Source organism: Arcicella aquatica, from assembly GCF_034928825.1.
Classification (GTDB): Bacteria; Bacteroidota; Bacteroidia; order Cytophagales; family Spirosomataceae; genus Arcicella; species Arcicella aquatica.
In genome coordinates this window covers 145,904-165,936 of record NZ_JAYFUL010000002.1, presented here as the reverse complement: position 1 = coordinate 165,936, position 20,033 = coordinate 145,904, and the positions used below count along the sequence as shown (strand labels likewise).

8 protein-coding genes are annotated in these 20,033 nt (G+C 36.8%); 5 read left to right on the top strand and 3 right to left on the bottom strand.

Going from position 1 to position 20,033, the window contains the following annotated elements; genetic code table 11:
* The first annotated feature begins 174 nt into the window (after positions 1-174).
* Positions 175-3,549 carry a VCBS repeat-containing protein gene (locus VB264_RS02695; protein ID WP_323246528.1) on the top strand — a complete coding sequence of 1,125 codons (3,375 nt, stop codon included), beginning with the start codon at positions 175-177 and terminating at the stop codon, positions 3,547-3,549.
* Between the two features lie 5 nt (positions 3,550-3,554).
* Here VB264_RS02695 and VB264_RS02690 read toward each other — a convergent pair whose 3' ends face one another.
* Complete coding sequence (locus VB264_RS02690) at positions 3,555-4,787, bottom strand: alkaline phosphatase family protein (RefSeq protein ID WP_323246526.1); 1,233 nt, start codon at positions 4,785-4,787, stop codon at positions 3,555-3,557.
* A 380-nt stretch (positions 4,788-5,167) separates the two neighbouring features.
* Between VB264_RS02690 and VB264_RS02685 the strand changes: the two genes are divergently transcribed.
* Entirely contained in the window at positions 5,168-6,157 is a 990-nt protein-coding gene (locus VB264_RS02685; RefSeq protein ID WP_323246524.1) for a sterol desaturase family protein, read from the top strand.
* Positions 6,158-6,363: 206 nt separating this feature from the next.
* Here the strand turns inward: VB264_RS02685 and VB264_RS02680 are convergent, their stop codons facing one another.
* Both VB264_RS02680 and VB264_RS02675 read right to left on the bottom strand, forming a co-directional pair.
* Positions 6,364-7,149 (bottom strand): abortive infection family protein, encoded by a 786-nt coding sequence (locus tag VB264_RS02680; protein WP_323246522.1) that lies wholly within the window; start codon positions 7,147-7,149, stop codon positions 6,364-6,366.
* Positions 7,150-7,338: 189 nt separating this feature from the next.
* Positions 7,339-8,979, bottom strand: coding sequence for a M28 family metallopeptidase (locus VB264_RS02675; RefSeq protein WP_323246519.1), 1,641 nt, complete (start codon positions 8,977-8,979; stop codon positions 7,339-7,341).
* A 715-nt stretch (positions 8,980-9,694) separates the two neighbouring features.
* On the opposite strand from VB264_RS02675, the gene rpoB reads away from it, so the two are divergent.
* The 3 genes from rpoB (at position 9,695) to rpoC (ending at position 20,006) form a co-directional block, all read left to right on the top strand.
* The gene (gene rpoB / locus VB264_RS02670) at positions 9,695-13,555 is read left to right on the top strand and encodes a DNA-directed RNA polymerase subunit beta (protein WP_309921116.1); all 3,861 of its coding nucleotides are present in this window, start codon (positions 9,695-9,697) and stop codon (positions 13,553-13,555) included.
* Positions 13,556-13,624: 69 nt separating this feature from the next.
* Positions 13,625-15,619, top strand: coding sequence for a hypothetical protein (locus tag VB264_RS02665; protein ID WP_323246517.1), 1,995 nt, complete (start codon positions 13,625-13,627; stop codon positions 15,617-15,619).
* A 52-nt stretch (positions 15,620-15,671) separates the two neighbouring features.
* Positions 15,672-20,006, top strand: coding sequence for a DNA-directed RNA polymerase subunit beta' (rpoC, locus tag VB264_RS02660; RefSeq protein ID WP_323246515.1), 4,335 nt, complete (start codon positions 15,672-15,674; stop codon positions 20,004-20,006).
* The last annotated feature ends 27 nt before the right edge of the window (positions 20,007-20,033 follow it).

Genomic DNA, 20,033 nt, shown 5'->3' with positions numbered 1-20,033 from the left:
TTTCCGTTTCTGAGGTGAAAGTATTCTAAAAGACTTAGTTTAACCCGAAAGGGAAAGTTTAAACAGCTTCAATGTTTTAATAGTTGAATTTATTTAATTAAAGAGGTTATTAAGGACTAACATGCTATAAAGTTAATTCTTGATAACCTCTTTCAATATTCTGGCTTTTTTACAATGATACAGCGACTTCTTCTTTTGTTAGTACCTTTTGTTTTATATGCTTGTAAGCAGTCCTCAGACGAACCTTTGTTTCATCTGGTAAAACCCGAAGATTCGGGAATAACGTTTGTGAATGAAATTCAAGAAAATGAACAATTAAATGTATTAGAATATCAATATTTATACAATGGTAGCGGGGTTGCTATCGGCGATGTAAATAATGATGGACTACCTGATGTTTATTTTTCAGGAAATATGGTTTCGAATAAACTATATCTCAACAAAGGGAAATCAGATAAAGCAGCTTTTCAGTTTGAAGACGTGACAGATATTGCAGGGGTGGCTGGTAGAAAGAAATGGAAAACAGGAGTGACAATGGTGGATATCAATGCCGATGGAAAGCTTGATATTTATGTTTGTTACTCAGGGTCGGGTACTGACGAAGACCGAAGAAATGAACTGTATATCAATACTGGAAGCAAAATTGGTGTTCCCACTTTTGTGGAAAGTGCGGCAAAGTATGGCTTAGATGCCGTTGGTACATTTACCACACAGGTGGCTTTTTTTGATATGGACCATGATGGCGACCTTGATATGTTTATGGTCAATCATGCAGATATGTTTTATAATGCATTTTTTAATACTGAAAAGCTACGAAAAACGAGACATCCTAAATTTGGCAATAGGTTATACAGAAACGACAAAGGATATTTTACAGATATAAGCGACGAAGCAGGGATTAATGGAAGTGGTTTGAACTTTGGGTTGAGTGTTGCCATTGGCGATGTAAACAATGATGGTTGGGCGGATTTGTACGTAACCAACGATTATAACGAGCAAGATTTTTTATACCTAAACCTTAAAAACGGACATTTCTCTGAGATATTGAAGAAAAGTATTGGGCATATTTCTAAGTTTTCGATGGGGTCGGATATTGTTGATTTCAACAATGACCAAAATGCTGATATTGTGACATTAGATATGCTTCCAGAGGATAATCGTAGGCAGAAACTATTAAAAGGACCAGATGAATACGATACCTATCAATTATTAGTAGATAGTGGTTTTCACCATCAGAATATGCGCAATATGTTGCAGATGAATGTTGGCAACAATAGGGAAGGTATTCCACAATTTAGTGAAATAGGGCAACTAGCAGGAATGTCTAATACCGATTGGAGTTGGAGTCCGCTAGTGTGTGATTTAGATAATGATGGTAACAAAGATTTATACATTACCAATGGCTATTTACGAGATTTCACTAGCATGGATTTCTTGAAATATACGTATCAGGAAGAAGTAAATAAAGCCAAAGCACTGGGGCAAAAAATTAATACTTGGGAGTTGATTAAAAAGATGTCAAGTACCAAAATTAGTAATTATTGCTTTTTGAATAGAAATAATAGAAATAGTAAAGAAGGCTTGGTCTTTCAAAATATAACAGAAAAATGGGGTTTGAATGAACCTTCTATCAGTACAGGTGCAGCTTATGCAGATTTAGACAACGATGGAGACTTAGATTTGGTTGTCAGCAACAGCAATTCGCCCGCTATGGTTTATGAGAATCGTAGCAGACAAGTTTCAACTAATCATTATATTAAACTGCATTTGAGGGATAGCGGAGGGAATCATTTTGGATTAGGTGCAAAAGTGATACTGAAAACAGCGCATTCAACCCAAATGCAGGAAATGTATCCTTCACACGGCTTTCAGAGCAGTGTTGAGCCATCATTACATTTTGGATTAGGAAAGGATACAACCATAAAATCATTAGAAATATATTGGACTAATGGGAAAAAAACGCAACTGAATAATATTAAGGCTGATACAGCTATCACTATTCATAGCAATACGGCTAGGATTCATGGCGAAAAAACTCTGAAACCTACCTTTTGGTTTGCGGATAATTCAACCTCCGCAGGTTTTTCATATACGCATCAAGAAACGCCTTATGTCGATTTCAAGCATCAATCACTCTTACCTTATCAGATTTCTAAGCAAGGACCATTTATGGCTAAAGGAGATGTAAATGGAGATGGGTTAGAAGATGTTTTTGTAGGAGGAAACCAAGTGCATTCAGGGGAGTTATACCTGCAAAATGCTAGTGGAGGCTTTCAGCGAAGTGCTGCTCAACCTTGGGATAAAGAAACATTGTCCAAAGATATGGGGATGAGCTTTTTGGATGCTGATAAGGATGGAGACCTAGATTTATTTATTGCAAGAGGAGGAACAGAATTCGATGCACATCATGAAGTGTATCAAGACCAATTGTATATCAACAATGGCAAAGGCATTTTTACTAAAACTGAAAAAGCATTGCCAGATTTGACAAGTAATGGAAGTTGTGTAGCAGTAGCAGATTATGATAAAGATGGTGATATTGATGTTTTTGTAGGAGGACGCTCTATGCCAAATAGTTTTCCAGAAGCTGACTATTGTTATTTGCTGAGGAATGAGAGCAAAAATGGAAATATTAAATTTCAGTATGCATCTGAACAAAAAGAGCAAACATTAAGGCAACCCGGCATTGTGAATACTGCTTCGTGGACAGACATTAACCATGATGGGTGGTTAGATTTAATTATTGCAGGAGAATTTATGCCCATTACTATCTATGAAAATCATAAAGGACAGTTGGTGAATGCTACATCCAAGTATGGATTAGAGAATACTGATGGTTTTTGGACAAAGCTAATAATAGAAGACATGGATAACGATGGCGATTTGGATATGATAGCAGGGAATTTAGGGCAAAATACCCAATTCAAAGCCTCTGAAAAAGAACCATTGAGCCTCTGTTATGGTGATTTTGACCAGAATGGTACCATTGAACCACTGATTTGCTATTATATTCAAGGAAAAAGTTATCCTTTGGCTTCGCTTGATGAGTTGGCTAATCAAATGCCTTCGGTTCGTAAGAAATTCTTGAAGTATCAAGAATATGCGGATGCAACGTTAGAGAAATTATTATCACCCGAGCAACTCAAAGATGCTAAAACATTAAAGATTAATACCCTCAGCACAACCTATTTTGAAAATACAGGTAACGGAAAATTTGTGGCGAGAACCTTACCTTTAGCAGCTCAAGCTTCTTTGGTGACAAGTATCATGATAGATGATTTTAATCATGATGGAAATAAAGACATTATAGTAGCTGGTAATTTTTATCCTTGGCGTGTTCAATTAGGAAGGAATGATGCCTCAATAGGTTCTGTTTTGTTAGGCAATGGTCATGGGAAATTCACCTCAGTCCCTTATCAAACTACGGGCTTGAGTATTAATGGTGATGTCAGAGATATGATGGTGGTTAAATCAGCCAATCAATCAAAAAACATGATTTTTACTAGAAATACTGGAAAACTTGGAGTTTTAAAACAGTTGGTGAAGTAAGAAACTTACTTCACCAATACCCAGCGATTTACAGTATTATATCGTCCTTCTATCAATATTTTGTAGATGGACGATTTTTTTGTACTGACATCAATTTTCAAAGATTCTTTTGCTGTTGGTACAGTATCAATTAATTCATAAATATCTTTTCCGCCCTCTTCAAAATGATTACTTGTACTCAGCCAGATTTTTACTTCGCCTTTTTTCTCCAAAGCTTTCCAGCTAATTTGTAAACTATCATTCGCTAAAACAGCATTTGGATTGGCCACTGAAACTGGATTGATTAATGCTACACCATCCATTTCAACTAGATTTTCTTTCGGAATTTCTAAACCCATGAAACGAGCAATCGTAGGGAGAATATCCACAATAGCTGGCTGATTCTCCTGAAAATAATTGTTCAGTTTTGGTGCATTCGTTGCTATCCATGTAGTACGTTCTCTGTCTGATTGCCCTCCATGATTTTTACCTGTTTTGGCATCTCTTCCGTGGTCAGTAGTAATCACGATTAGCCAATCTTCTTTAAAGTTCTTCTTTCTATATTCAATAGCTTCCCATACTTTCCCGATTTGGTTATCTACGTAGCCCAAAGCTTTAGTGAATTGCTCGCTGTCACCATATTTATGTCCCATATCGTCTGAATACTCTAAATATACCCACGAAAGGTCTGGGGCATTTTCCTTAATGGTTTTAGCGGCCTCATCGCTTACTTTTTCGTCAATTTTATGAATGTATTCACTTTGTTTATCGTGTGGATAAGTAAGGGTGTCTAATTCATAACCATCTGCCACAAAATCCATTTTGATATTGCCCGCACTGGCTAAAGATTCGCCAATAAGCTTTGTTCTATTATCTAACCAAGTAGAGAAAATGCCTATTTTTTTGGCTGGATATTGGCTTTTCAACAATCTAAAAATATTCCAATAATGATAATTAGGCTTTTTTATATCGTTACCCCAGACATTATGTTTATTTACCCAAGTACTTGTTAATAAGCTATTATAACCCACTGCCGAAATCGTAGGCGTTTGCGAATATTGCCCCTTTTCACCACCCACATAGGCTCTTTTATAAGCACCAAGACTACTGATTTTTTTTAGATTAGGCATATCTGTTTTCTCAATCGCATCGGCAGGAATGCCATCTACAATCATAAAAACTACTTTTTTAGCAGTTTTCTGTGCAAAAACAGGGGAAGAAAGAATTAGGAAAGTAAAAAGGATTTGAAGGCTTTTCATTGTGTTTATTATTCGTCTCTTTTTTAATGAATTCAAGGTTATGAATACACAAAATTCCATTTTCTTCCTCAAAACGCTATCCTTATCTGTTTTATTTAATTGTTAATAAGCTGTGATGTTTTAGCTGTCGGATTTCGGCAATCAGATTTCGGATTTTAGAATAGTGTTACTTTATTCAATTTAAAATCACTAAATCTTCACTCACTCATTCACTCAATAAACAAATCCCTACAAATCAGTAGAGTATTTATTAATGGTATTTATATTTTCGCTTTTATTGATGAGACAAAAACTAAAAATACTCATAGCATGAGTAGACGATAGCTTATCAACAAATAATCACTAAATCATTCATTCACAATTCACTCATTAACTTATCTATGGAATTTTTAGAAACACTTTATCAAGAAATTGTTGGCTTTTTTAGTTTCAATGGGCTTATCGAAATCATTAAATCAGGTAATTATCAAGCATTACTTACGCAAGATGGTATTGGCAAAGCTTTAGGACCTTTGATTCCCGTATTGTTATTTATTGAAATTATTCGTGCTTTATTCTATCGTAGGCTTACTTTTACACAATACAAAATCTCCTTCTTTACCTATGTTTTCAATCGGTTTATCTCTCGATTTATCTCGATTGGCATGGTTGGGTTGTGTATTGCTTTGTTTGAGCCTTATGCTGTTTTTAAATCTGAATTTACTTGGTATTGGTTTATTTATGGCTATATAGTGTGGGAGTTTGCTCATTTTATCTATCATTTTCTAGGACATAAAGTACGCCTTTTCTGGTGTCTGCATTCTACGCATCACGCACCCGAATACATGAATTTGTCAGTGACTTATACTCATTTTTTCCTAGAAGGTCCTTATGCAGATATTATTAGGACAACTATCTGTATTTTATTGGGTGTAAATCCTCCCTTGCTGTTTCTCATCATGTTTATTGATGGTACATGGGGTGCTTTTATCCATGTCGGAGAGAATATTATGCATGATGGTCGTTTGGGTTTTTTGAATAAAATCATCCTTACGCCTTCACATCACAGAGTACACCATGCCAAAAATCCTATATATATGGATACTAATTTTTGTAATCTATTGAATATTTGGGATAAAGCTTTTGGCACGTTACAAGATGAAAAGCAAGAGGAAGAAATAGAATATGGTATTAGCAGACCAATGAAATCAGGTGATTTTTTAGATGCCTATTTTGGAGAAATCACTTTATTGCTGAAAGATGTTTATCAAGCCCCAAGCCTAAAAGCTAAGGTTTTATATATTTTTATGCCTCCAGGTTGGCATCATTCAGGCAATCATAAAACAGCGAAGATTGTGAAGAAAGAGTATTTTGATAGTGTTAAGCTGTGAGTTTCGAGCAGTGAGCTATAAGCTTTTGCCTGTTGTTTTATGTCTTTAGATATGAAACAACAAATAATAATACTTCGCGAAGTGTGAGAGTATTTTGATAATGTTGAGAGATAAGATTTACAATACTCATGGCATGACTACCAAGTTGTTTTCAGAATAAACAATAAAATGTCAGTCATGCCATGAGTGTAGCTATCATCCGTATCTTAAAATGGTAAATCATCAGATAACTCTTCTAATTGTTCTGTTTGTTGTTTAGGATATTTAGTTTTATAATATGAGTTTAGAAAAAGTCCAACTGTAGCAACAGAATTTATCACGAAGTATGCAAATATTGAGTCTTGTATTAAATAATCCTCAGTTGTTTTACCGTGAAAGTTTGTTTTCTCACTTCTTAATTTTTCTATTGCTTGGTTAATTGCTAAAAGAGAATTTCCAATAGTTTTTATTTCTTTGGGATTTTCACTGTCAGTCAAATTAAACTCTTTGAGAATAATTGAAGATAACTTGTATAAAGTTTCTCCTCCTGTTGTTTTACTTGCAATTCTTTCATCTTTTAAAATTTCTTTGATAATGCTTTCAAGAGCAGAGTTTGCAAGTCCAATTGCAATGCTTGGGTCTGTTTCAATTTGCTTGTAAGCTTTTTGAAATGTATCATAAGCAGTTTTGTACTCGGACTTAATTTCATTTCTAAAAGTCGGAATTGATGGAATAAAATCTGGTGTGTCAACTCCTAAATCAATAGCAATTTTCAATAAGGTTGTTCCATCCATTGAATGAAGAGTAGCCAGTAAGTCTATCTTTTCACCTCCATTTTCTACAATCCTAAAATTTTCCCAATAATTACTATAACCACGAGCCTCGGAGTTAGTTTCATGCCATTTACTAATATAGTATTTGACTTGGACATAACCTCCAAATTCCTTCCAAATAGCTTCACTTACCTCTTTTATAAGTTTCATTTGATATTTAGGTGAAATTAAGTCTTCCATTCTTTTCTTTTTTACAGATGCCAATTAACACGTTTATTCCCTAAATCTAAGTGAATTTTCTGTGTTTTTAAAGCTAAACATTCCTGTACGTTACAATGCTTCTAAAACAACTATAGCTTCCCAAAATCAAAATAATTCTGAAAAGCTATGCTTAAATAAAACTCAAAGCTCATGGCTCACTGCTTAAAGCTATTTTCCAAACTTCCCACCAAAAAAATCTCCTTTGTTCCAAGTAGGAGCAACACTATCGTTGGCAACAAAATAGCCAATCAAGAAGTTTAGTTTTACATGAGTAGCAGCAGCTTGGAAGTCGAAAGGCTGACTCATATCGTCTTGTGGTGTATGATACGTGGTAGTTCGCCATGCCACATCCGATTTACTTCTGTCAACTGTATCCGTTGGTACTGTCATAAATCCACTTTTGATAAATAAGGCAGGAATACCCTTTTTGATAAAGCTAAAATGATCGCTTCTTACAAAAACCACTTGTTCAGGAAAAGGGTCTGGACTCACTTTCAATTTAAGTATTTCCGTAGCTTGCTTTACTTGCTTTGAAAGACTTGAATGTTTTGCTCCATAAGGAACAATATCTAGCACAGGATGGAAGAAAAAAGGCATATCAATGGCTAGGTTCGCTACAATTTTGCCATCTTTTATCGGTGCATTCGTGGCAAAATAATCAGAACCCAACAAACCATATTCTTCTCCAGTTACCACCGTAATAATAATAGAACGCTTAGGAGCTTTGGGCAAAGAACGATATGCATGGGCAATCTCCAAAAGAATAGAAACCCCTGAAGCATTGTCGTGCGCACCATTATAAATAGAATCATTTTTCACAGGAGCACCAATGCCAAAATGGTCTAAGTGGGCGGCGTACACTACATATTCATCCTTGAGTTTTGGGTCGCTTCCTTCGATAAGTCCTACTAAATTTGAGCCTTGTACAAATTGATAAGCTGTTTTTACTTTGATTTTGGCACTAACATTTAAAGGGAAAGATTGTACTTTTCCTGCTTTGGCATTGCTGTAAATCTCGTCTGTTTTTTTGTCAGTATTACTAAATAGCTTTTCAGCATGTTCGGTGTTAAAAAAGATTACACCTTTTAATTCAGGAAAACCATCTTTGGCTATATTGTTGTCATCCAGCCATTTAAAAGAGCCTTGTTTTGCACGACGGACAGTGGCATCCCAAGTAGTTCTTTTGTCTGTAGGAAGGTTAAATGAAATTACGCCAACTGCACCCCGCTTGATAGCTTCGTTAGATTTAACGGTATTATTGGTAAAATAGGCTCTTTCATTAGAGGGAAAAGTTTCTGGAGCACCATTGAGTATCACTACGATTTTGCCTTTTACATCAATGTTTTGATAATCGTCATAATTCATTTCGGGTGCATGTACTCCAAAGCCAACAAAAACTAAAGGGGCTTCAATCTCAGAGGCTTCATTAATAAAGTTTGGACTAGCAATAAAGTGCTTGCCATAATCTAACGTTTCTTCTTTCCCATTGATAACCAAACTCAAACCACTTGCTTTGTCATTGACAATACCTTTTCTAAGGGGTACTTTTTGGATGTATGAATTGCCATTGATGACAGGCTTCAACCCTAAAGCCATAAATTCTGTTTCGATATATTTTGATGCTAAAGCAAAGCCTTTTGTTCCGGGTTGACGGCCTTCTAATAAATCATCGGCGAGGTAGGTCATCGTGGCTTTAATAGCATCAGGGCTAATCGCTTGAAGGGCTTGTTTGGGGACAGATTGCCCAAAAGTCAAGGATTCTGTAGATAAAAATAGGAGGAAAATCCCTGTTATTAAGTTTTTTTTCATGTTGATGAATTATTGAGTGATTTAGTGAATGTGTGATTTAGTGATTGATAATCGATGAATGGATGATTGACTTAAAGTTGTTTAGTTTAAGATGAGATAGTTAAAATAAAAACTCAACCTTTTCTATTAGCTGGTGACTTAAGTCGCCAGCTAATAGAAAGATATAAATATACAAGTACACAAAAAAGCTCATTGCTCAAGGCTTAAAGCTCACAGCATTTCACAAAAATACTTAACAAAGCCAGAGTTCATAGTGCTTTAAAATTTTTCTTTGTTGCTTTAATTTAAAAATCTATAGGCGATAGAAAAATATTTTGGGAATAGTAGAAAAATTCACAAATTTTCTTGTCTAATCCCTTGATAATCAAATTAAAATCTGTACTTTTGCAAGCTAGTTGAAACTCGACGAAATCTCTTAGCGTTTCAATAAAAGTTGTTATTTCCGAGACACATCCTTTTTTCGTAGGAAGAATGCAAGGGAAATGATTTACTCACTTCTACGAGGCTCCATTTTTTACTTACGCTAATTTGCTGTAAGTCATTGATTTAAAGATTTTTTAGATATGTTTTTATTCGGAATTGAAAGGTATTTCAATGCAAAAGTTTCCAGTTTGATGTTCCATTGCTGAACATCAAAGACTTTTCTATTGACCTTATTTTACCGATTAAGAAATATCAGATTGTAAACTTCAAAACAGTAACAGCCTTGACACAGATGACAAAAACGGGCAGAATTTCTTTTGCCAAAGTCAAAAACTTACTCGAATACCCAGATTTCTTGGATATTCAGGTTAAGTCGTTTCAGGATTTCTTCCAGTTGGAAACCGCAGCGGAGAATCGTACTGACGAAGGTCTTTTCAAAGTATTTGCTGAGAACTTCCCAATTGCCGATTCTCGTGAAAACTTTGTCCTTCACTTTATTGATTACTCAGTAGATCCACCGAAATACTCTGTTGATGAGTGTATCGACCGTGGTCTGACGTATTCAGTACCTTTGAAAGCAAAGTTGCGCCTTATCTGTAATGATACAGACAACGAAGATTTCGAAACTATCGAACAGGAAGTGTTCTTAGGGAATATCCCTTACATGACTGAACGTGGTTCATTCGTAATTAATGGTGCTGAACGTGTAATCGTATCTCAATTACACCGTTCGCCAGGTGTGTTCTTCTCTCAGAGTCGTCACACAAATGGTACTAAATTATATTCAGCACGTATTATCCCATTCAAAGGTTCTTGGATTGAATTTGCTACAGACGTTAACAACGTAATGTATGCTTATATCGACCGTAAGAAGAAGTTTCCAGTAACTACGCTTTTGCGTGCTATTGGTTATGGTTCTGATAAAGACATTTTAGATTTATTCGGCCTTTCTGAAGAAATCAAAGTTGATCGTGCTAACTTGAATAAAGCTGTTGGTCGCCGTTTGGCTGCTAGGGTTTTAAGAACTTGGCAAGAAGATTTCGTAGATGAGGATACTGGTGAAGTAGTTTCTATCGACCGTAACGAAGTATTATTAGAACGTGATTCTACGATTACTTCTGACGATATCGATACAATCATTGATGCTGATTTAGACACAATCATTCTTCACAAAGAAGATATGAACGTGAATGATTATAACATCATCTATAACACTTTACAGAAAGATTCATCTAACTCAGAAAAAGAAGCGGTTGAGCAAATTTACCGTCAGTTGCGTAATACAGAAGCACCTGATGAGCAAACAGCTCGTGATATTATCCAAAACTTGTTCTTCTCTGACAAACGTTATGATTTAGGTGAAGTAGGTCGTTATAGAATCAACAAGAAATTGGGTCATGATATTCCGATGGAAACAAAAGTATTAACGAAAGCAGATATTATCTCTATCGTGAAATACCTAATCGGATTGATTAACTCAAAAGCACTAATTGACGATATTGACCACTTGTCTAACCGTCGTGTTCGTACAGTAGGTGAACAATTATATGCACAGTTTGGTGTTGGTTTGGCTCGTATGGCTCGTACTATCAAAGAACGTATGAACGTTCGTGATAACGAAGACTTCAAGCCAGTTGATTTGATTAATGCTCGTACACTTTCGTCAGTAATCAACTCATTCTTCGGTACTAACCAGCTTTCACAATTTATGGATCAGACCAACCCATTGGCTGAGATTACGCACAAGCGTCGTCTTTCAGCACTTGGGCCAGGAGGTTTATCTCGTGAACGTGCAGGTTTTGAGGTTCGTGACGTTCACTATACGCACTACGGTCGTTTGTGTACTATCGAAACCCCAGAAGGACCAAACATCGGTTTGATTTCATCACTTTGTGTGCATGCTAAAATCAACTCGATGGGCTTTATCGAAACACCTTATCGTACGATTGAAGACGGTAAAGTGAAAATCGATGAGATTACATTCTTTACTGCTGAAGAAGAAGATGGCAAAAACATCGTACAAGCGAATGCTCGTTATGATGAAGATGGCGTATTTACTTCTAATCGTGTAAAAGCTCGTTTTGAAGGTGACTTCCCACTAGTAGATCCTAAAGAGGCTCAATTAATGGATATTGCACCAAACCAGATTGTATCGGTAGCGGCTTCTTTGATTCCTTTCTTGGAACATGATGATGCCAACCGTGCCTTGATGGGTTCAAACATGCAACGTCAGGCTGTACCATTGTTACGTCCTGAAAATCCAATTGTAGGTACTGGTTTAGAAGCAAGCGTTGCTTTAGATTCACGTACTTTAGTAGTTGCTGAAGCTGACGGTGTAATTGAATACGTAGATAGTATCAAAATCGTAGTAAAATACGATATGTCACCAGAAGAATATTTAGTAAGTTTTGACGGAGATACGAAGGAATATAAATTAATTAAATTCCGTAGAACCAACCAAGATACTACTATCAACTTAAAGCCAATCGTTCGTAAAGGACAGCGCGTTTCAAAAGGACAAGCACTTTGTGAAGGATACGCTACTCAGCAAGGAGAATTAGCACTTGGTCGTAACATGAAAGTGGCCTTCATGCCATGGCAAGGTTACAACTTCGAGGATGCTATTGTAATTTCTGAGAAAGTTGTTCGTGATGACATCTTTACTTCTATTCACATTGAAGAATTTGAATTGGAAGTACGTGATACAAAACGTGGTGAGGAAGAATTAACAGCGGAAATCCCGAACGTAGCAGAAGAAACTGTGAAAAACTTGGATGAAAGCGGTGTGATTCGTGTAGGTTCTGAAGTAAAAGAAGGAGATATCTTGATTGGTAAGATTACACCAAAAGGAGAATCTGACCCTACTCCAGAAGAAAAATTACTACGTGCTATCTTCGGTGATAAAGCAGGTGATGTGAAAGATGCTTCTAAAAAAGCACCTCCATCATTGAAAGGAGTTGTAATTGATACAAAACTTTTCAGCCGTCCTAAGAAAGATAAAGACGAACGCGAGAAAGCTAAGAAAGAAATCGCTGGACTTTCAAAACAATTATCTAAAGATTTGACTGCCATCCGTGCAATGATGATTGGTAAGATGATTGAATTGTTAGAAGGTAAAATTTCTGGTGGTATCAAGCATAAATTCGGAACGGTAATTATTGAAGCAGGAACGAAATTGACTGGTCGTATGATCGAGGAAGCATTGTTCCCAGCTAAAAACTTATACCGTGACGATAGTTCATATAGCGTACCTGAAGAAGCTAACTTATTAGCTGATTTAATTCTTGAAAATGCTACTGAAGAATCTGAAATCAACATCTTGTTGTTACAAATGGTGAAAAACTATAACGTTCGTCGTAACGAAGTAGTAGGTCGCTACAAACGCGAGAAGTTTGTTTTAGAAGTAGGAGATGAATTACCAGCAGGTATTGTGAAATTGGCGAAAGTATATATCGCTAAGAAACGTAAGTTGAAAGTAGGTGATAAGATGGCGGGTCGTCACGGTAACAAAGGGGTAGTTGCCCGTATTGTACGTGATGAAGATATGCCATTCTTGGAAGATGGAACACCAGTTGAAATCGTGTTGAACCCACTTGGGGTACCTTCACGTATGAACATCGGTCAGATTTATGAAACCGTATTAGCATGGGCAGGGGAGAAACTTGGCCGTAAATACGCTTCACCAATCTTTGATGGTGGTACTGAGGCTGAAGTGGCACAAGAATTAGCAGAAGCAGGCTTACCAGCATGGGGACGTACTTACTTATACAATGGTTTAACAGGCGAAATGTTTGACCAACCAGTAACAGTAGGTATTATCTACATGTTGAAATTAGGTCACTTAGTTGATGATAAAATGCATGCTCGTTCAATCGGACCATACTCATTAATTACACAACAACCATTGGGTGGTAAAGCTCAATTTGGTGGTCAGCGTTTTGGTGAAATGGAGGTTTGGGCATTAGAAGCCTTCGGTGCTGCTAATATTTTGCAAGAAATCTTAACGGTGAAATCTGATGACGTGATTGGTAGAGCTAAGGCCTACGAAGCTATCGTTAAAGGTGAAAGCATGCCAAAGCCAGGTATTCCAGAATCATTCAACGTATTGATTCACGAATTAAGAGGTTTAGCATTAGAGATTACGTTAGAGTAATAGATAGATTGGCACACGAGCAATTGTGTGCCAATTAAAAATAATCATGTAAAGGTCAATCGTTTATTTATGAGTCAATATTCAAAAAAAACCTTCGTATGGATTGCTTGGATGTGGATGATTTTTTTGCTTTTGCCATCATTTGAAGGGGTACATGAATATACAAAAGGACTCGACCCCTCTTGGTGTATAGCATTAAAAGTAGCGATTGAAGATAAATTTAAGTTCGGACAGGATTTCCTTTTTACTTATGGCCCACTAGGGTTTTTGAATACAGGATATACGCCCGATGGCTTTATTTATCAGCTTGTAGCATTTTTGGTTCATTTGTTAATACAAGTTGGTTTTGTTGTATTAATCGTTGAAATCGTAAAAAAGTCAGTATCAAAAGCGATGGCTTTGTTTTTTGCGGGGCTTTGTTTTTTTCCTTATCGCTTTGTAGGCGACTTATCATTTTCCTTATTGATTCTTCAAATAGGATTTTTGTTAGTCTTTCTACAACATAAGAAAATCTACAGTTTGGGCGTCGTTACCATCATCACCATACTTGCCTTTTTTATTAAACTGAATTTAAGCCTAGCTATGCTAGTAATATGGTTCGGTTCGTTATTGTTCTTTGGTTTAAGGCGTTATTTAACAATAAAATTTGTCATAGCATTGGCCAGTACTACTATTGTACTGATGCTGATTCTGGCATATATATTACAAACAGATATAATGGTGTACCTGTCTTCAGGTATTAAGTTAGTCGATGGATATATAGATGCTCAGGCTGTGATGAACGATATTAATGGAATTAGGCTTGTTTTAGCTTTATTGGCATTATTGGTGATAGTATCTCTATTTCTAGCAATCTGTTGGGATTATCTACCATTCAAAGCGAATAATAAGGACTTAATGGCAGACCGTTTCTATGTGATTTGTTTGATAGCAATGTCTTTGTTTTTGAGTTATAAACAAAGTTTTGCTTCATTATCATCAACCAATTTATATGGTTTCTTCTTGTTTTTCCCCGTAATGATAGGGTTAATCTTATTGGTTGAAAACAACAAAAGGATACAAGTAAAAGTAATCATTTTGATTCTCTGTAGTCTTTTGTTTAGAAACATCATTCATTGGTCTTGGTCAAAAAGCAATTTAAAGGAATATGTGTTTTCAGCTTTGCCAACCGCTAAAAGAGATTTAGGAAATTGGCAACACAGAAAATCAACACTCGAAGGTATCGGCACTTTTATCAGTAGCTCTTCGGCAGTACGATTTTTTACTCATTCATTTGATGACGAAATCGTTACTTACACCAAAGCAGATTCACTGGAAAGAGCATTCCCGAAGGAAGTGAATGATTATCTGAGCAAAGGAACAGTAGATATTTTGCCTTGGGAAATATCTTATATAATGGTTAATAAACTAAAGTATAACCCAAGACCCATTGTGCAAACTTATCAGGCATATTCTGGTTATTTAGATAGTCTGAATGCTCAGAAGTACCAATCTGCTACGGCTCCTGATTATTTATTATATCAGGAATTTCCTTACAGAGAACAGTATTTTTTCTGGGATGAAGACAGAACTAAATTAACGATGCTGGCCAATTACAAAGTTGTTGATACGCTTGCTGTTAAACAGTCTGTAGGTTATGACAGTCTACTGGTGTTAAAACAAAACCCGAATAAGAAAGATGTTAAGTATAATCTGACTAAAAAAGCTGTAATAAACACTTTTGAAAAGATTGATTTACCTGATTCAGCTGAGTTACTTTTTGTAAAATTCAACCTGAAATATTCCTTGTTCGGACAAGTTACCAGATTAGCTTTTCAGCCGCCTTATTTGTTTGTAAACTTTGTTTATGACGATAATACTGTAGAAAGGTTTAGAGTAATTCCATCGGTATTAAAAGGAGGAGTTATTGCCAATATTAAAGTAAAGAGTTTTTCAGACGCCATGAAGTTTTTTAACACGGGTGGTTTGAAAAATACAAAGATTAAATCAATTCAATTAGATAGTCCTTATCAATGGGGCTTCAGTAATACTACTGAGATTTCGATTGAAAAAGTGATATTTTAATAGTTTTCATCTGATTGATAATTAATTGAACGTCAATAAAATACATTCTTATATGTCATTCAAAAAGAATAGAAAATTGAACAGTGAATTCTCTAAGGTAACCATCTCATTGGCATCACCTGAGTCGATTCTTGAAGGATCACACGGAGAAGTTACACAACCGGAAACAATCAACTACAGAACTTATAAACCAGAAATGGGTGGTTTGTTCTGTGAGCGTATTTTCGGCCCTACAAAAGACTGGGAATGTCACTGTGGGAAATATAAACGTATTCGTTATAAAGGTATCATCTGCGACCGTTGTGGTGTAGAAGTTACTGAGAAAAAAGTACGTCGTGAGCGTATGGGACACATCGAGTTAGTTGTGCCTGTAGCCCACATCTGGTACTTCCGTAGTTTACCAAACAAAATTGGTTATTTGTTAGGTCTTTCTACGAAAAAACTTGACCAAGTAATTTATTACGAAAGATACGTAGTAGTTCAAGCTGGGGTAAAAGCTGAAGATGGTGTAAACAAAATGGACTTCTTAACAGAAGACGAATATTTGGACATTATCGACAAGTTACCTCGCGAAAACCAATTATTACCAGACGAAGACCCTCAGAAATTCATTGCTAAAATGGGTGCTGAGGCGTTGGATATGTTGTTGAAACGTACTGAATTAGATAACTTATCTTATGATTTACGTCACTCGGCTGCAAACGATACTTCTCAACAACGTAAGGCTGAAGCCTTGAAACGTTTGAAAGTAGTTGAAGCTTTCCGTGAGGCGGGTACTCGTATCGAGAACAAGCCAGAATGGATGGTTATCAAGATGGTACCAGTAATTCCACCAGAATTGCGTCCGCTTGTACCTTTAGATGGTGGTCGTTTTGCGACATCGGATTTGAACGACCTTTACCGTCGTGTAATTATCCGTAACAACCGTTTGAAGCGTTTGATTGAAATCAAAGCTCCTGAGGTAATCTTACGTAACGAAAAACGTATGTTACAAGAAGCTGTCGATTCATTATTCGATAACTCGCGTAAAATCAACGCTGTTCGTTCAGAAGGTAACCGTGCTTTGAAATCACTTTCAGATATGTTGAAAGGTAAGCAAGGACGTTTCCGTCAGAACTTACTAGGTAAACGTGTCGATTATTCTGGTCGTTCGGTAATTGTGGTTGGTCCAGAATTGAAAATGCACGAATGTGGTTTGCCTAAAGATATGGCTGCCGAGCTTTTCAAACCATTTGTTATCAGAAAATTAATTGAAAGAGGTATCGTGAAAACGGTAAAATCTGCCAAGAAAATTGTTGATAGAAAAGACCCAGTAGTGTGGGATATTTTGGAAAACGTAATGAAAGGACACCCTGTTCTTCTAAACCGTGCTCCAACGCTTCACCGTTTGGGTATTCAGGCATTCCAACCTAAATTGATTGAAGGAAAAGCAATCCAATTGCACCCATTAACTTGTACGGCATTCAACGCCGATTTTGATGGTGACCAGATGGCGGTACACGTACCACTTGGACAAGAAGCAATTTTGGAAGCATCTCTTTTAATGTTAGGTTCACACAATATCTTGAACCCAGCCAACGGAGCTCCTATCACTGTACCTTCGCAAGATATGGTTCTTGGTTTATACTACGTAACAAAAGGACGTAGACATACACCAGAATATGAAGTGAAAGGTGAAGGCATGAAGTTCTACGGTTTCGAGGAAGTTGTAATCGGGATGAACGAAGGTGTTGTTTCTAAACATGCTAATATTGAAGTAAAAGCAGTTGTTCGTAAAGATGATGGTACATTGGTTTCTGAAATGGTGAAAACTGTTGCTGGCCGTGTATTATTTAACCTTTGTGTTCCTGAAGAAGTAGGATATATCAATGAGTTGTTGACTAAGAAGAAATTGCAACAAATCATTGCTACAGTATTTAAAATCTCTGGTGTTGCTCGTACTGCGAAATTCCTAGATGATATTAAAGACTTAGGATACCAAATGGCATTCAAAGGCGGTCTTTCAATGGGTATCGGTGATATCATCGTTCCAGAAGAAAAAGCTGCCCTTGTTGCGCAAGCAAAAGATAGAGTATCTGAAGTAACAGATAACTATTTGATGGGTTTAATTACAGATAACGAACGTTATAACGCTGTAATTGACATTTGGACGTCAGTGAACAAGAAAATCACTGATACGTTGATGAATCAAATGGAAAACGATAAACAAGGTTTCAATGCCATCTACATGATGATGCACTCTGGAGCCCGTGGTTCTCGTGAACAGATTCGTCAGTTAGGTGGTATGCGTGGTTTGATGGCGAAACCTCAGAAGAACTTACAAGGTTCGGTAGGTGAAATCATTGAAAACCCAATTCTTTCTAACTTTAAGGAAGGTCTAGACGTACTTGAATACTTTATCTCTACGCACGGTGCGCGTAAAGGTCTTGCGGATACAGCCTTGAAAACTGCCGATGCGGGTTATTTAACTCGTCGTTTGCATGACGTTGCTCAAGATGTAATCGTAAATGAAGATGACTGCGGTACTTTAAGAGGTATTCAGACTTCTGCATTGAAAGATAATGAGGAAATCATCGAACCGTTGTCAGAACGTATCTTGGGGCGTGTTTCTATCCATGATGTATATGATCCTGTTACGGGTAAATTGTTAATCACAGCAGGTGAAGAAATCAGCGAAGAGGCAGCTCTTTCTGTAGATGATACTGCGATTGATTCAATCGAAATTCGTTCGGTATTAACTTGCGAAACGCGTTATGGTGTTTGTGCTAAATGTTATGGACGTAACCTTTCAACAGGTAGAATGGTAGGTATTGGTGAAGCTGTAGGTGTAATTGCATCACAGTCAATCGGTGAACCAGGTACGCAGCTTACACTTCGTACATTCCACGTTGGGGGTACTGCTCAAAACGTAACGTTAGATGCAGCTATCAAAGCTAAATTCGACGGTATTATTAAATTTGAAGAGATGCGTACAGTTTCTTCTGTTGACCCAGAAGGAAAACCAGTTGAAATTGTAATGGGTCGTTCAGGTGAGGTTCAAATTTTGAATGCTAATAATCCTCAACAAGTATTTATCGCAAATAACGTTCCTTACGGTTCTTATTTGAGAGTTAAAGACGGACAGACGATTACTAAAGGAGAAGAAATTTGTGCTTGGGATCCATATAATGCTGTAATCTTATCGGAAGTTGAAGGTACTATTCAATTCGATGCTATCGAAGAAAATGTTACTTACAAGGAAGAAGCCGATGAGCAAACAGGTTTACGTGAGAAGGTAATTATCGAATCGAAAGATAAGACTAAAAACCCTGCTATCTTGGTGAACGTAAAAGGTGCTGACGAACCAGTAGCTTATAACGTACCAGTAGCGGCTCGTTTATCAGTTGAAAACAAAACGAAAATTAAACCAGGACAAATCTTGGCGAAAATTCCTCGTGCTGCTGGTAAAACACGTGATATTACGGGTGGTCTTCCACGTGTAACTGAATTATTTGAAGCACGTAACCCATCTAACCCAGCGGTAGTTTCTGAGATTGACGGTGTTATTACTTTAGGAGGTATCAAACGTGGTAACCGTGAGATTTATGTACGTGCCAAAGATGGTGGCGAACGTAAATACTTGGTGCCGTTGTCTAAACACATCCTTGTTCAAAATAACGACTTTGTGCGTGCTGGTGTACCACTTTCAGATGGTGCTATTACGCCTTCAGATATTTTGGCTATTAAAGGACCAACTGCTGTACAAGAGTACCTAGTAAATGAAATCCAAGACGTTTACCGTCTGCAAGGTGTGAAGATTAACGATAAGCACATCGAGGCTATCGTTCGTCAGATGATGCAGAAAGTAATCATCGTTGAATCTGGAGATACAATGTTCCTGAACGGACAAAATGTTGATAGATTCTTATTCCGTGAGGAAAACGATAAAATCATGGATAAGAAAGTGGTAATGGATGCAGGTGATTCTGAGAAAATGAAAGTGGGTATGATTGTTTCAGCTCGTGCTTTACGTGACGAAAACTCTTCATTGAAACGTCGTGATATGAAGATTGTTACAGTACGTGATGCTTCACCAGCAGTTTCTCAACCAAACTTACAAGGTATCACTCAAGCATCTTTAGGAACTGACTCATTCATTTCTGCGGCTTCTTTCCAAGAAACAACGAAAGTATTATCTGAAGCATCTATCCGTGCTAAAGCTGATACATTAGATGGCTTGAAAGAAAACGTAATTGTTGGTCACTTAATCCCAGCGGGTACGGGTGTTCGTAAATATGCTGATTACGTGATTACTTCTAAAGAAGAATTACAACAAGTAGAAACAGCTAAAGAAGCCAAAGCTCAAGAAAAGGTTGGAGGCTATCGTAAAGCTCGTTGGATTGTGTAATCTAATTTTGTAGCAATATAAAAAAAG

What these genes read in the sequence shown, in the direction of transcription:
- VB264_RS02665 (WP_323246517.1), top strand. Translation starts at nt 13,625, where the DNA reads ATGAGTCAATATTCAAAAAAAACCTTCGTATGGATTGCTTGGATGTGG.
- VB264_RS02675 (WP_323246519.1), bottom strand. Translation starts at nt 8,979, where the DNA reads ATGAAAAAAAACTTAATAACAGGGATTTTCCTCCTATTTTTATCTACA.
- VB264_RS02680 (WP_323246522.1), bottom strand. Translation starts at nt 7,149, where the DNA reads ATGGAAGACTTAATTTCACCTAAATATCAAATGAAACTTATAAAAGAG.
- VB264_RS02695 (WP_323246528.1), top strand. Translation starts at nt 175, where the DNA reads ATGATACAGCGACTTCTTCTTTTGTTAGTACCTTTTGTTTTATATGCT.
- rpoC (WP_323246515.1), top strand. Translation starts at nt 15,672, where the DNA reads ATGTCATTCAAAAAGAATAGAAAATTGAACAGTGAATTCTCTAAGGTA.
- VB264_RS02690 (WP_323246526.1), bottom strand. Translation starts at nt 4,787, where the DNA reads ATGAAAAGCCTTCAAATCCTTTTTACTTTCCTAATTCTTTCTTCCCCT.
- rpoB (WP_309921116.1), top strand. Translation starts at nt 9,695, where the DNA reads ATGACAAAAACGGGCAGAATTTCTTTTGCCAAAGTCAAAAACTTACTC.
- VB264_RS02685 (WP_323246524.1), top strand. Translation starts at nt 5,168, where the DNA reads ATGGAATTTTTAGAAACACTTTATCAAGAAATTGTTGGCTTTTTTAGT.